Source organism: Acidobacteriota bacterium (assembly GCA_039028635.1).
GTDB lineage: Bacteria > Acidobacteriota > Thermoanaerobaculia > Multivoradales > JBCCEF01 > JBCCEF01.
This window is the reverse complement of record JBCCHV010000071.1, coordinates 1-14340: the sequence shown is the minus strand read 5'-3', so window position 1 is coordinate 14340 and position 14340 is coordinate 1. Positions and strand designations below refer to the sequence as shown.

The following is a 14340-nucleotide window of genomic DNA, read 5'->3' as shown; positions in this document are numbered from 1 at the left end:
TTCTCCGGCCTCTTGCGCTGCGTCCGTCGATCCTGAGACTCGCCGGCGACAACGGCTGTCCAAGGCCGCACGGCGCCGAAAACTTAAAGTAAAGTCTCAACTATTCGCCCAATTCTATCGACTGTCAATGATTCTCGTCAATTTCCAAGCATCGCTCGGCAACACCCCGACACCAGCTCCGGAAGCTCATCGAGGTCATATCCCCCCTCCAGCACCATCATCAGCCGCCCTTCACAGAGCTCTGCACTGAGGGCGGCAAGACGACGCCCCCAGTCCGCAAAGCCCTCGGCACTGACCCGCATACCGCCCAGCGGATCGCCGCGCCAGGCGTCGAATCCGGCCGATACCAGCAGTACGTCGGGAGCAAAGCGCCGCAGGGCGGGGAACACGGACTCCTCGAAAACCCGTCCATACTCCTCATCCCCGGCCCCGGCCGCCATCGGCAGATTGAGGGTGGTACCGGTTCCGGCGCCCTGACCGCGTTCTTCGGCCGCACCGGTTCCCGGATAGAAGGGGAACTGATGGGTGCTGACGAAGAACACGTCGGAGCGCTCCTCGAAGAGATGCTGGGTGCCGTTGCCGTGATGGACGTCGAAGTCGAAGATCGCCACTCGCTGGCAGAGCTGCCGGCGAATCAGGTCCTGCGCCGCCACCGCGATGCCATTGAAGAAGCAGAAGCCCATGGCGCGCGCCTCCTCGGCGTGATGGCCCGGCGGCCGCACCGCCGCCATCGCCTTGCGGCCGGCTTCCGCCATCACCCAGTCCGCGCCCGCCAAGATGGCTTCGACCGCCCCCAAAGAGGCTTCGAAGGTCCCTGCTGACAGAGGGTTGTCGGCCGAATCGAGAAGACCGTCGCCGCGCTCCACAGCGCGCGCGAAGCGCTCCACATAGGCGCCGTCGTGAAGCGCCTCGACGGCCTCGCGGGGCCGCTTCGTGGGCTCCGTTTCGACGACCTCGAAGCCGTCCCGGCGCAACGCCGCGAGCACGCCCCGCAGGCGCTCCGGCTTCTCCGGATACCCCAGCGGAGCCGCGTGCTCCAGGCAGCGGGGATCCGTCACGATTCGCATTGACGCCATCATATCTCCGAATATCGTTGAGCGGCTATTCGCGAGCTCCGCAGACCGAAGGCGGTCTCCAGCGCCTGGCGCCAGCCCTCCGGCAACTCAGCCTCCTGGAGGCGCCGCCGCATGCGCCAGAGCAGAGAGTCGATGCTGGTCGGCGCCAGAGCACCGCGCAAAGCCCGCGAGACCTCGCGGCTGGTCCAGCCCTCGAGCAACACCCGGGCGCAGATCTCGGCATCACGCCAACCGGCCGGGCCACGCCGGGCCAGGCGACGACAGGCCGCGACGAACTGCCGGCGACGCTCCGCCCCCAGCACCGTCTGCTCCGGCGAGTCCGCCGCCACCAAGGAATGCTGCGCCGAAGCCCAGCCGGTCCGCACCCAGCCACCGCCGCGTTTGCGGGTTCGTCGAGAGCGCTGACGATCCAGCAGCACATGGCGAGCCACCCGCTGCAAGTAGACCACCACCTGCCCTTCCCCGAGCTCGAGCAGCGGCACGACACCGCGCTCGAAGAGCCGACAGTAAACCTCCTGAATCACATCCTCGCAGCCCTCGCTCGCCGCCCTCCAGGTGCCCCGACGGCGAGCGACGATTCCCGAGACCACTCGTTCGAGGAGCGCTCCGTAGCGCTCCACGAAGACCTCTTCCGCCGTGCCATCGACGGTTTCTTTCGACTGGACCATCTTCCGCTCCTTCCTGTCTTGGAGCGGGGGCGGGGCTCGGGCATCCGGGCGCACCTTCGAGGCCGCTGCCGGTCGGCGGTCCTACCTCCCGACCAGCGGGATTCTCAAATCGCCTCGGCAGGAACCTGCTGAGGCGTCAGCGCGATCGCTGCGCGAGCTCGAGGGAAAAGTTGGAGTCGGTTTCCGCGGCTGCGGGACCGACAAGGCAATTAGAAAATACCACAGCAACCAGACCGGTGCCGAGGAAGTGGCGTATCGGCCTCTCCGCGGACCTCGGCTCAGGGTAGACTGCGCCTTCCATGGCGGGCCCGCGGACATCCCCAAGCCGACCCTTCGCGGCCGACAGCCGCCTCTTCCTGCTGGCCGTCTCGATCACGGCCCTGCTAATGACCGCCTGTCGCGAGACGCCGCCAGCGCCCCCCGAGCCGGCGCGCGGCCTGAAGGCGGCGGCCGAGGGCTGGAACGTCGTGCTGCTCTCGGTCGACACGTTGCGCGCCGACCGCCTCGGCGCCTATGGCTACGAGGGCCGGCCGACCAGCCCTCACCTCGATCATCTGGTTGCCGGAGGGGTGCGCTTCGCGAACGCCCATGCTCCCCGCGCCCTCACCTGGCCTTCGATGGCCTCGGCCCTCACCGGTCTCTATCCCAGCGGCCACGGCTTGATCGAAAACGGCTACTCGCTTCCGGACGATCTCGCCACCCTACCCCTCGTCCTCGAAGCCGCCGGCTACCGCACGGGCGCCTTCCTGAGCAACATGTGCCGGGCCAATCACCGCGGCTGGGACGACTTCTCCTGTAGTGGCGGGCAAGACGGGAAAGCGGTCAATCAAGCCCTCGAATGGCTCGCCCAACCGGCCGGTGAAGAGCCCTTCTTCCTCTGGGTCCACCTGTTCGGACCGCATTCGCCCTACTACAACGGCGGCGATCTCGCGGCGACTCAGCTCGACCCCGGGTACCAGGGCATCCTAGGGCCGAAGAAGTGGCGCCTCGATCAGGTGATGAAGCAGCGCCTCGCCCTCATCCCGCGCGACCTCATCCACCTCGACGCTCTCTACGATGCCGCCGTCATCGGTACCGACCGCTTTGCCGGCCGTCTCCTCGACGAGGTGAAGCAGCGGCCCAACACCTTGATCGTCTTCCTCGCCGATCACGGCGAGGAGCTCTACGAGCACAACGGCTACCTCTACCACGCCTGCTCCGTCTACCAGACCACGCTCCATGTGCCGCTGGCCTTCGTTGCCGACGGCTTGCTGCCGAGCGGCGCCTCGGTGCCCCAAGACGTCGAGCTGATCGACATCCTGCCCACCATGCTCGACCTCCTGGGCCTGCCGGCACCGCCGGACCTCCACGGTTCCTCGCTGGTGCCCTACCTGCAGCGACCCGGGGAGGGCGGTTCCGGCAAGCCGGCCTACTCGGAGTACGGCGACACGCGCATCCACACCGTGGTCCACGACGGCTGGAAGCTGGTCGACAACCCCGACAACGTCCAGCCGGTGTGCATGGCCGGCGTGCCGTTGGACCACTACCCCCTCGAGCCGGTCGAGCTCTACGACCTGCGGCGGGATCCCGGCGAGACGGTCAACGTCGCCGATCAGCACCCGGCCCGAGTCGTCGCCCTACGCGAGCTCATCGCCCATCGCTTCGCCGGCCTGCGCAACCGCTCGACGCCCCAGGACATCCCGGATGACCTGCGCGAAGAGCTCGAGGCCCTCGGCTATCTGGCGAACTGAAAAGCAAAAGCCCAGCGGCAAGGCGCTGGGCGCGGGAGGGGGACCGGGTTTGACGAGCCCGGTTCGGCGGCGGATCGCCGCGATGGACTAACGCAGCTTCTCTTCGACGAACTCGACGTGCTTGCGCACCTTCGGATCGTACTTCTTGAGCCGCAGCTTCTCGGTCGAGAGCTTCTTATTCTTGGTGGTGGTGTAGAAGTAGCCGGTGCCAGCAGACGAAACCAGCTTGATCTTGTCGCGCATAATGCCTCCTCGCGCCCGCGGCCCGAAATGACAAACGCCCGTACCGTACGGGCGCAAGGTCGAGCCTTGGGGACGTCGTTTGTTCCTTCGCGTTCGCTCTGAGACACCTGCCTCGCAGCGAAACCTCCGCACCCTATCCCGCCCCGGGCTCCTGGTCAAGATCGAGCGGAGGAACGTAGCCCCTAGGAGCGGGCGGAACGAGAAGCCTTGTCTGCGATCTCTTTCGGGAAGCCTCGAGGCGACACGCCCCGGGATGAACACGTCCATCGAGCGCTATGCGGCCGGGAAAGCAATGCCGGGAGAGCGCGTCCGGCCTCGGCGCTCACGCCGTGGGGCCCGGCGGCGGCTCAGCCGCCGCGACGGGAGAGGAGGCCCAAGAACCGCGCTTCTTTGGGCCGGAGCGGGACGCGCAGTCAGGGGCGCTTAGCCCGGGACGCGCAGTCAGGGGCGCGTAGCCCCTCTCGAAACAAATAGCTAGCAGCGCTGGAAAAGTCGCGAAGCGGACTTTTTCAGCAGCCTGCTAGCAGGTTGCCGATGAGTTTTTCAGCAACCTGCTAGGCTTCTGCAGTGTCGCCCACGGTTCTGCGGACTGGCCCTTATCGTCTCTTTTTCTTCAGCAATGAAGGACACGAGCCACCCATGTCCACGTCCAGCAAGACCGCATGCTCGCCAAGTTCTGGCTCAATCCGGTAAGCCTGGCGAGCTCGACGGGGTTTGCAGCTCACGAGCTCCGGCGGCTGCATCGGCTCGTCGAAGAGCATCGACAGAGAATTTTGGAGGCGTGGTTTGACTACTTCACTCGTTGAGCCCCAGGCTCTCGCCGAGCAGATCGAAGTCAGCGACAACGAATTGCTAGTCCATCTCGAAGACGGACGAACCCTGATCGTGCCGCTGGCCTGGTTTCCGCGCCTGCTGGACGCTTCTCCTGAAGCCCGCGCCAACTGGCAACTCCTCGGCCGAGGCGAAGGCAGTCACTGGCCCGACGCCGACGAAGACCTCAGCGTCGAGGGACTTCTCGTCGGCCGTAAGCTCGTTCAGCCCTCGCCGCAGGATCCATAAGACCTCCTCGGCAGGGGAGCCTCCCGAAGCACTCCTGACCCCGCGACGACCAGGGTTCGGAACGGGACGGGTGGGCTAAAACACTTCCTGGCTCCAGGCCGCGGTGTCGCCGGACTCGAAGCCATCGCCGAAGATCTCGCGACCGTCTTCGAGACCGTCGTCATTGGCGTCGGTGTACTCGACCGCACCGATGTCGCAGCCATCGGCGGCATCGGCGGTGCCGGGGTTGTCGAAGGGCCGCGCGAAGCCACGAGCATCCTCGGTCGCTGTTGAAACGACACAGCTTCCCTGGTCGAGGGCCGGGCTCGCGATGTCGGGCACCTGAACCGGCAAGCACAGGCCGTTCGGCAGCGGCACCGAGCAGTTCATCCGGCGTAGTGCACCGAGCAGGGGATCGAGGCCGGTCTGGTCACCGCTGGCCGAAAAGTCGCAGTTGTCCGGCGCCTCGACCAGATTGAATCCCTGACTGTCGCTGACCCCGAGACGGAAGCAGTCGTTGGCGATCGGCGAGCCACCGCCGTCGGCACGCGTGTTGCCCGCCAGGATGGAGTTATCGAAGGGAAAAACAGAGCCAACGAAGACGCCACCTCCGACGGCGGTGCCATCGCTTTCACCGCCGCTGCCGGCGATGACTCGATTGCCGGTCACGGTGACGTGGGACAGGCTGCCGTCGAAGATCGACATTCCACCACCGCTGGCCTGGCCACCCGAAGCGGTCGCGCTATCCCCGGCCCTGACCTCGTTTTCACTCGCCGTTGCGGCCGTGACCTCGAGCTCACCAATGGACCGCAAAGCGCCACCGTTCGCCCCCCCACCATCGCCGCTCGTGCCATCGCCGCCGCGAGTGCGGTTACCAACGAAGCTGACCTGCCGAAGAGATCCTCCGTTGTCGACCTGGGCGCCTCCGGCGGCAGCAAACCCACCGGTGACCCCGGAACCGCCGAAGGAGGAGTTGAGCTCGAAGAAGGCGCGTTCGATGTCGACGTCGACGGCTGACAGAGCGCCTCCCTGGGCTCCCCCTCCAGCGGCCGAGGTGCTATTCCCACCGACCGTCTGGTTGCGCTCGAACACCAAGCCGCTCCACGCTACCGGCGAGCTCCCGAATTCCCGAAAAACCGCTCCACCGAGCGCCACCCCACCGCTATCCCCGGTGCCGTCACCTCCAACCGCCGAGTTGCCGACGAACACGAGCTCCGTCAAGGTCGTCGAGGCCGCCACGAAGAGTGCCCCGCCTTCCGCTGCGCCGCCGGCGTTGCCGTCACCGCCCAGCGCCAGGTTCTCCTCGAAGGAGGTCTCGACGATGCTCGCCAAGGTCACCACGCCTGCCGCAATCGCGCCCCCGCGCGCCGCCTGACCGGCTCCACCGAGAGCCTGGTTGCGCCGGAAAGTCGATTCGGCGATCGTCGCCTCGACGATGGCGTTGGGTTCGAGATACAAAGCGCCGCCCTCGGCAGCTACATCAACGGTAGCGGCGGCATCTGCCCGGTTGTCCGCGAAGAGAGTGCCCGTCACCACCACCCCGGTCGAGTCCTTCTGCGCGAAAACAGCGCCTCCCCGGGTGGTACTGGATCCCGGGCTCGCCTGGGCCTGGTTGGCGATCAGACGGCAGTCCTCGAGCTCGAGGCCGGCCTCCACCCGAACGGCGATGGCTCCTCCCCGTCCAGCACAACCGCCCTGCAAGGTCAGCCCGCGCAGGATCAGCCGCCCCCCCGTGAGGACATTGAACAGACGGAAGAAGTCGGGTCCATTGGCCACGCAGCCGAGGCCGCTGTCGCGCTCAATCAGGCTGGCGGTGCCGGCTGCGATGACCAACTCGCTGGTGACGTCCGGCAAGCCGGCGAAGTCGCCGGAGAAAGCCGAGGAATTCACCGTATCCGCCACGGTCAGGGTGACCGGGCTGTCGAGCACCAAGGTCTCGACGCCTCCAGAACCGGTGCAGGCGCCGACGTCGCTGTTCGAGTTCGCCGAGAGAATCGCATCGGAGAGGGTACAGACACCGTCGATCACGATCGTTCCGCCGAACGGATCCACCGACAGCGAAAAGGTGTCGATACCCATCAAGCCTCCCGCATCGGTGGCGGTGACCATCACCGAGTAAGGCGAAGCCGCGGCTTCCGCCAGGGTCGGCATGCCCGAGATGAAACCACCGCCCGTGATGCTCATCGAGTCGGGCAGGCCGGTCGCAGAATAGGTCAGAGCACCGGGCTCGAAATCGAAGAAGCTCGCCGCGACATCCAGCTCGAAGAGGGCGCCGGCATTCGCCACCTGATCCGCAATCGGTGGCTCGACCGCCGGGGCACCATTGATGGCGAGAACCGACGAAGCCACGTCCGCCGCGAACTCGAGGGACAGCGGCAGGTCGGTGGTGGCCATTTCGCCGGTCGAAGAGGCGCTGGTGAGATGACTCACCTGAAACGAGTCCGGGGCCTGAGAGCCGGCATTCGAAGCGAAATCGGCCGCCAGCCACCAGGTCGTGTTCACACCAACGGCGATCTCGAGAGCAGGATCCCCATCGACGAGGGTGAGGGTCAAAACCCCCTCGGTGGGCGCGAACGGTCCCGCGGCGACGAAGAGCTCCGCATCGTCGCCACCCGGTTCGAACTCGCCATCGCCATCGTCGAGATAGAGACGAAGTCGATCGACCAGGACATTGAGCTCGGCGTCGGTCAGCGGGTCGGCAGCGTCATCCTCGAAGCGAAGCTCGAGGGTCGCCAGCTCGGCGGAACCGTCCCTAGAGCGGCCGCGGTGCGCGCCATCGATGCGCAGCAGCAGGACGTCGCCTGCGCCTTCGTTGGGAGTCGGCTCGGCCACCGCATCGAGGGTCGGCAGCGCGAACTGACCGCCCTGGTTCTCCCACCAGGTGAACTCGCCCGAATCTTCTTGCGCCAAGATCCAGTCGAGGTCGCCGTCGCCGTCGACATCGCCGATCTCCTGATTCTCTGGATCGAGCTGGCCGTTGGCGACCGGGTGGAGCACCCAACCACCATCGCTCGGTGAACCATCGTTCTCCCACCACAGAAGCGCCGCGCTGTCGGCGTCTTCGGCACCGAAGAGATCGAGATCGCCGTCCCGGTCGGCGTCGGCCAGGCGAACCCTCAGCGAGGTCACGACGGCAGTGTCCGCGACCCGCCTCGTCCAGCCACCATCGAGGGGCGAGCCGTCGCTCTCGAACCACACCAGCTCGGCAACGTTGTCGTCCACCGCCATGATGTCGGGATCGCCATCGCCATCGACATCGCCGACGGCGAGATTCTCGGCGTCGAAGGCCGCGGCGACGTCTCGGCGGGTCCAGTCCGGGCCTTCCGGCGTGCCGTCGTTCTCCCACCAAACCAACCCGGCGGCGGAGAATAGATCGCTCTTCCAGCGGCCGACGAGATCGTGATCGCCATCCCGGTCGAGGTCGACCAGCACCGGATCGGCGGCCAGACCGGAGGTGATGATCTGGGTCAAAGTCCAGACACCGGTCGCGGGATTGCCATCGTTCTCCAACCACAGGAGCTCGTTGGAGGCGGTGTAGAGAACGAGGTCCGGGTCGCCGTCGCGATCGACGTCATCGGGCATGGTGCCGATCACCAGCAGATCCGCAACCAGCTCCCTCTCGGTCCAGCTATCGTGGACCGGGTCGGCCGGGTTCTCGAGCCAAGACAACCGAATTGGATTGCCGAGGGTCGCAATGAGATCCGGATCGCCGTCCTGATCCAAGTCCTCCGCCGCCAGCCCGAGGGCGAAGTCCACCGCCTGAATCGTGGTCTCGCTCCAGCCACCGTCGCGCGGCGTGCCATCGTTCTCCATCCACAGCACCGACGTCGGACTGCCGCCGTCGGCCACCAGATCCTGGTCGCCGTCGAGATCGACGTCGACCAGAATCGCCGTGTCGCCGTCATCGCCGCTCGCCAAGATCGTCCGCTCGGTGACGTACAGAGCGCTGCGATGCAAGGTTTCGTTGGGCCACCAACGGATGGCGTCCACACCATCGCCTGCACCGGTGACATCGAGATCGCCGTCGCCATCGAGATCGCCAGCGGTGAGCAGGAAGTCGTCGTCGAGGTCGAAGATGCGTTCAGCCCAAACGGTGCCGTCGCCGGCGCTGTTCTCCAGCCAGCGTGCCGCGCCACTCGCCTGCACCAGGACATCGAGATCGCCATCGGAGTCGAGATCCACCGCCGACACGCCGACGGCGCTCGACGCGGTGAGAGTAATCGGCTGCTCGCTCCAGGCCGAAGCATCGCCGACCGTGTTCTCCCACCACGAGACCACCACCCCCGAGTTGCCGGTCTGCAGCAGATCCTGGTCGCCATCGCCATCGAGGTCGGCACTGGCGACACCCCCGGTGAAGTCGGCATCGAGGGTGGTCTGGCACCAGGCACCGGCACAGGCACCGGCGCCATCGAGATTGTTCTCGAACCAGACGAGCCCCTGAACCGAGGCCGACCCGCCAAGAACGTCGAGATCGCCGTCGCCATCGAGATCCGCCAGCGCCACGGCTTGGGCTTGCGCGATCGCGCTGGCGATCACGTGGGAGGTCCACGAGCTGGCGCTACCATCGTTCTTGTACCAGACGAATTGGTTCGCCAGCCTCAGCGCCGCCACCACATCGAGATCACCATCACGGTCGACATCCGCCACCGCCACATCGCTGGCGCCGCTGGCGGCGGCGGAGACCGTTGCCTCGCAGAAGTCCGTGCCGCAAGCCAGGCCGGAATCGATGTCGTTCTCCCACCACAGAATCGCGCCATCGAAGAAAACGGCGGCCAAAGCGTCGAGATCGCCGTCGCCATCGAGATCTGCCGCCTCGACGTCGAGAGGCAGGTCGGCATTGAGGTTCAGATCGTGTCGGCTCCACGTTGAGCCGTCACCGAGGGCGTTCTCCCACCAAACGACATCGTCGACACTCGCGATCGCACCCAGCAGGTCGAGATCGCCATCGCGATCGAAGTCCGCCGTCACCACATCGCGAGCGTCGGGGAGGCCGGTATCGACATCGACGGATGAACCGAAAGGCACGTCGGCCCAGGCTGGAGTGGTCAGAAGGCTGAGCGAGACTGAAAACAGCAGAAGCGAGAACAGGGTGCGGCAAACTTTCGACGACATGGCAGGCCCTCCAGTGGATTTCGAAGGCCCTCCCAGGGCCCTCCCATCCGCGACAGCGCAGCAGCGTCGAAAACGGTCTCACCGGTCGAACCGGAGAGTCGACCGCGATGGCTGGAAGAGTGCTCAGCGGCGCGGCAGCTTGGCCAGCTCGGCCGTCACCTCGTCGAGGCGCCCCGGCGCCTCGGCATCGCGGAAGCGTGCCCTGGCCTGCTGCAAGGCGGTGCGCGCCTCGCCGGACCGGCCGAGGGCCGCCAGGCTGCGCCCAAGGCCGAGGTGGCAGTCCCCGAGATCGCTCGCCAGCGGCTCTTCGAGGCTGGCGACCAGAGCACAGGCGCGGCGAAAGGAGACTTCCGCCCGCGCGGGTCGCCCCACCGCGAGGTAGACGGTGGCGAGTTGCTGGGGCACCTCGAAACCATTGCGGTAGACCTTGGCACCGCTGCGCTCCAGCAAGGCCGCGGCAGCCTCGAGCAAGTCGATCGCCTCCGGAGCCCGTCCGGGATCTCCCTGCCAGATCGTCCAGGCGAGCTCATGGAGGTCCTCGGCCAAGGCCGGGTGATCCGGCGGCAGGCGCTGACGCCGGGTCTCGAGGCTGCGCCGGAGCCAGTCTTCGGCCTCCTCGTAACGACCCTGCGCGCGCCGCAAGCGCCCAAAGGCGCCCAAGGTCTCGGGCAGCTTGTAGCCATCGGAGAAGGAGTAGCGTTCGCCCAGAGCGAGGCTGCGCTGAAGGCTCTGCTCCGCCGCCACCAGCTCGCCGAGACGAATCTCGCCGTTGCCGATGAAGGTCCAAAGGACGGTCAGCCGGCGATGCTCCGGGCCGAGCTGGCGCTCGAGCGTGTCCGCCGCTCGGCGATAGAGCTCGATACCGTCCCGCCACTCCTGGCGCAGGTAGGCCAGCCCTCCCCAGCCGATATCGGTCAAGGAGCGCATTGCGAACACCCCTGGGGCCTCGGCGGGCAGCCCGGCGAGCAGCTCTTCGCTTTCCTCGAGCCACTCCTTCACCCGGACGGTGCGTCCGGTGTAAAGGGCTGCGATCGCCCCTTCGGCGAGCAGTTGCACGCGCCGTACGGTGTCCTGCCCATCGTCGACCTCGCCGTGCAGCCTCAAGGCTTCTTCCGCCACCGCCACGGCGTCGTCGTAGCGCGCCCGCTTCCAGTGCACGCTGATCCAGGTGCCGAGGGCATCGACGCGCTCCGAACGGGTGTCCCCATCAGCCCTTTCGAGCAAGGCGGAGGACTCCTGCAGCAGCCGGTCGGCGCGGTCGAGCTCACCCCACTCGGCGTAGATCCCGGCGAGCTTCGAGAGCAGGACGCCGCGCGCCCTGGGCTGGTCCTTCAAGCGCGATCCCAGCGCCTCGCCGCTGCGATTCAACAGCTCCGCGGCGGTGGTCTGGGAGACATCGTCGGTGCCCTCGGAGACGGTGAACAGGTCGACGAAATAGTCGGCGAGCTGATCCGAGCTCTGACGCGCCCGCTGCGCCTCCGCCGCCTCGACGTTGGCGCGCTCGGCCTCGCGGTTGGCGCGCAGCAAGCCGAGCGTCGTCCCCACCATGCCGATGGCGAGAGCGACCAATACGACGGCGGCGGCGATGAACCGGCCGCGATGGCGCCGCGCCAGCTTGCGAAGCAGATAGCCGGTCGAGGGTGCCCGCGCCGTCACCGGCTGGTTGGCGAGAAAGCGCTCGAGGTCGTTGGCGAGCTCACCGGCGGAGGCGTAGCGCTCGCCGGGAACGAAGGCGAGGGCCTTCAGGGTGATCCAGTCGAGATCACCGCGCAGCCGCCGGGTCAGCTCTGGTGGCTGCAGGCTCCTCTGCCGCGCCGCCTCGCCCCGCACCCCGGGCTCGAGCCCGCTCACCCGGGTGCTCGGCCGCGTCACCGCCACGTCCGCCGACCGCTCGAGGGTCGCCGTCGCCAACGACTGCTCCGGCCAGGGCAAGTGGCCGGTGAGGAGCTCGAAGAGCAGAACTCCGAGCGAGTAGACATCGGACCTCGTGTCGACATCACCGCCCAGACCCAGGGCCTCGGGACTCATGTAGGCCGGGGTCCCGACCAGGCGGTCGCCGGTCGCCAGAGTATCGCCGGCAAGGGCACCGTCCAGGCCCTTGGCGATGCCGAAGTCGATCAGCTTGGGAACGGGCCGTTGGTCGATCTCCGTCACCAGCACGTTCGAAGGCTTGATGTCGCGGTGCAACAACAGCTTGCGGTGAGCGTGCTCGACCCCACGACAGACCTCGATCAGCAGCCCCAAGCGGGCCTCGAGGGAGAGGGCCCGCTGGTCACAGAAGTTGGTGATCGGCGCCCCGTCGATCAGCTCCATGGCGAAGAAGGGCTCGCCTTGATCGGTCGTCCCGGCTTCGAGGATCTTGCCGACATTGGGGTGGGCGAGACGCCCCATGGCGAACATTTCGGCGCTGAAACGGGCCCGCCCGGAACTCGGGAAGCGCAGAATCTTGACCGCCACCTCTCGTTCGACCGGGGCGGTCTGCTGCCCTCGGTAGACCCGCCCCATGCCCCCTTCCCCGAGCAGCTCGACCAGCCGATAGGGGCCCACCTGCCGCGGCAGCTCGGCGGGTCCGACCACCAGGCTCGGAGTGACCAAGAAATCATCGCCGCGTTCTTCCCGCGCCGCCAAGCGCAGTCGCACTTCCCGCGCCAGGTCGGGCTCGCTGGCCGCGAGGATTGCCTCCCGCTCCGCCTCCGGAACCGCCACCACCCGCTCGATGAGGGCGTACAGCCGGCGATCGAAGTCGGCCGCCTCGCCCCGCGGCCCGGTGCTCGAATCGCCGTCCGTCATCGTCCGAGCTCCCCGCTCAACCAGACCCGCGCCGCCTCCCAATCGCGCGCCGCCGTCGCCCGCGAAACACCCGCCACCTCCGCCGCTTCAGCGAGGGTCAGGCCGCCGAAGTAGCGCAGCTCCAACAAGCGAGCCGGTCGCGGCGCAAAGGCCGCAAAGCGCTTCAGAGCACGGTGCAGATCCAGCACCTCCACCTCCGGCCCCGGCGCTTGCCGAACATCCGTCTGCAACGTCATGCGGTGGTTCGGAGAAGGCCGCTTCTCGGCACGCAACCGGCGCGCGTGATCCACCAACACGCGCCGCATCACTCCGGAAGCCAGGGCGAAGAAATGGGCCCGATCGAGGGCCTCCGCCTCGGCCCCGAAAAGGCGCAGGAAGGCCTCGTTCACCAACTCCGTGGGCTGCAGCGTGTGCCCCACCCGCTCGCGTCGCAGGTAGGCCCGGGCCAGCCGGCGCAGCTCGTCATAGACCAGCGGCAGCAGCTCCCCGGCAGCCTCCTCGTCTCCGCCTCGCCAGCGGGAGAACAGGCGCGTCATGTGTCCAGCAGAAGGGTCGATCATGGCCGAGAAAAATCCGCTGAAGGGAGGGCAACGGACCGCCTTGAATTCTAGCCCGGATTTCCACCGGGCGTCGCCAGTGGGCGAGCAAACCGGGCTCGCGACCCCATCGCCGAGATCCCGCCAACCCACCGCCTGATCGCACTTGCTGTAACGCCCACGACAACAGAAATCCCTAACTCCCTGAACAACTCAGAAAGGAAACTCCCCAATGTTGATAGAACGGAAAAGTCATCCGGTGTCGGCGTCCTTGTCGAACCGTGGCGGTTCAATCCGGCTCGATGCCGACAACCCGGCGGTTGGTTACTGGGACTGGATCGGCGTCTACCAGGGCTCCTACCCGAGCGACCCCTCCTCCAACCTCGTCACCTGGCAATGGGTCAGCCGGCTCCCCGACACCCTCGGCACCCCGTGGCGCTCCAACCTCCTGGTCGCCTACGTGGGCTGGGACTACCGAGCCGGCCGCTACGTCTACGTCGCCCGAGACTCAGCCCAGCGGACCAGTTCCTCCCGCCCCGACATCCGAGCCACCGACAGCTTCGAAGTCACCGTCACCCTCGACCGCGACCCGGCCAACCGGATCATCCTCGGGGGCACCACCGACAGCGCCGTTGGCTACTGGGACTGGGTCGGCCTCTACGCCGGCCAGGTTCCCGACGACAGCTCCGGCGTCATCTCCCACTGGCCAACCGACCACAGCGACAGCCGCTACGTCACCAGCGGCCTGCCCCAAGCCATCGGCCAACAGTGGCAACCCGGCTTCCTCGCCACCTACGTCGCCTGGGACTACCGACGCAGCAGCTACGTCAACCTCGCCGAAACCACCCTCATCACCATCTGAGCGGAGCAGCTCAAAAACCGCCCGGCCAACCCGCCGGGCGGCACCCCAGAATGAAGCCCGAGGCGCCCGCAAGGGCGACGAGCCCCGGACCGAAGCACCGAGACGCCCAAAGGGCGGCGAGCCCCGGACCGAAGAACCGAGGCGCCCGAAAGGGCGACGAGCCCCGGCTCAAAGCATGACCAGAAGAGGTCGCTCACGAGAAAAGGGACTCGCTCCAAGCGAAAAAGCTCCCCGGAGGGAGCTTTTGAGATTTTTTGCTAATATCCATGTACGCGTTGTTACAGG

At 67.0% G+C, this 14340-nt stretch carries 9 protein-coding genes and 1 pseudogene; 4 read left to right on the top strand and 6 right to left on the bottom strand.

The window, feature by feature from the left end; translation table 11 throughout:
• Positions 1-137: 137 nt before the first annotated feature.
• Both AAF604_21860 and AAF604_21855 read right to left on the bottom strand, forming a co-directional pair.
• The gene (locus AAF604_21860; protein MEM7052328.1) at positions 138-1076 is read right to left on the bottom strand and encodes a histone deacetylase; all 939 of its coding nucleotides are present in this window, start codon (positions 1074-1076) and stop codon (positions 138-140) included.
• A complete protein-coding gene (locus AAF604_21855; GenBank protein MEM7052327.1) occupies positions 1076-1744 on the bottom strand; it encodes an ECF-type sigma factor in 669 nt (222 codons plus the stop codon). The genes AAF604_21860 and AAF604_21855 overlap by 1 nt, the downstream gene beginning before the upstream one ends.
• 299 nt (positions 1745-2043) lie before the next feature.
• Between AAF604_21855 and AAF604_21850 the strand changes: the two genes are divergently transcribed.
• Entirely contained in the window at positions 2044-3474 is a 1431-nt protein-coding gene (locus tag AAF604_21850) for a sulfatase (protein ID MEM7052326.1), read from the top strand.
• 87 nt (positions 3475-3561) lie between these two features.
• Here the strand turns inward: AAF604_21850 and rpmG are convergent, their stop codons facing one another.
• On the bottom strand, positions 3562-3717 hold the full coding sequence (gene rpmG, locus AAF604_21845) for a 50S ribosomal protein L33 (protein MEM7052325.1): 156 nt from the start codon (positions 3715-3717) through the stop codon (positions 3562-3564).
• A 567-nt stretch (positions 3718-4284) separates the two neighbouring features.
• Between rpmG and AAF604_21840 the strand changes: the two are divergent.
• Positions 4285-4523: pseudogene (locus tag AAF604_21840) on the top strand (DUF4160 domain-containing protein).
• Positions 4504-4776 (top strand): DUF2442 domain-containing protein, encoded by a 273-nt coding sequence (locus AAF604_21835; GenBank protein MEM7052324.1) that lies wholly within the window; start codon positions 4504-4506, stop codon positions 4774-4776. The pseudogene AAF604_21840 and the gene AAF604_21835 overlap by 20 nt, the downstream one beginning before the upstream one ends.
• Before the next feature lie 75 nt (positions 4777-4851).
• On the opposite strand, the gene AAF604_21830 is transcribed toward AAF604_21835, so the two are convergent.
• From AAF604_21830 to AAF604_21820, 3 genes are all read right to left on the bottom strand, one after another.
• Positions 4852-9867 carry an FG-GAP-like repeat-containing protein gene (locus AAF604_21830; GenBank protein ID MEM7052323.1) on the bottom strand — a complete coding sequence of 1672 codons (5016 nt, stop codon included), beginning with the start codon at positions 9865-9867 and terminating at the stop codon, positions 4852-4854.
• Between the two features lie 123 nt (positions 9868-9990).
• The gene (locus AAF604_21825) at positions 9991-12657 is read right to left on the bottom strand and encodes a serine/threonine-protein kinase (GenBank protein ID MEM7052322.1); all 2667 of its coding nucleotides are present in this window, start codon (positions 12655-12657) and stop codon (positions 9991-9993) included.
• Positions 12654-13217, bottom strand: coding sequence for an ECF-type sigma factor (locus tag AAF604_21820; GenBank protein MEM7052321.1), 564 nt, complete (start codon positions 13215-13217; stop codon positions 12654-12656). The genes AAF604_21825 and AAF604_21820 overlap by 4 nt, the downstream gene beginning before the upstream one ends.
• A 208-nt stretch (positions 13218-13425) precedes the next feature.
• Between AAF604_21820 and AAF604_21815 the strand changes: the two genes are divergently transcribed.
• Positions 13426-14055 carry a hypothetical protein gene (locus tag AAF604_21815; protein MEM7052320.1) on the top strand — a complete coding sequence of 210 codons (630 nt, stop codon included), beginning with the start codon at positions 13426-13428 and terminating at the stop codon, positions 14053-14055.
• Positions 14056-14340 lie beyond the last annotated feature (285 nt).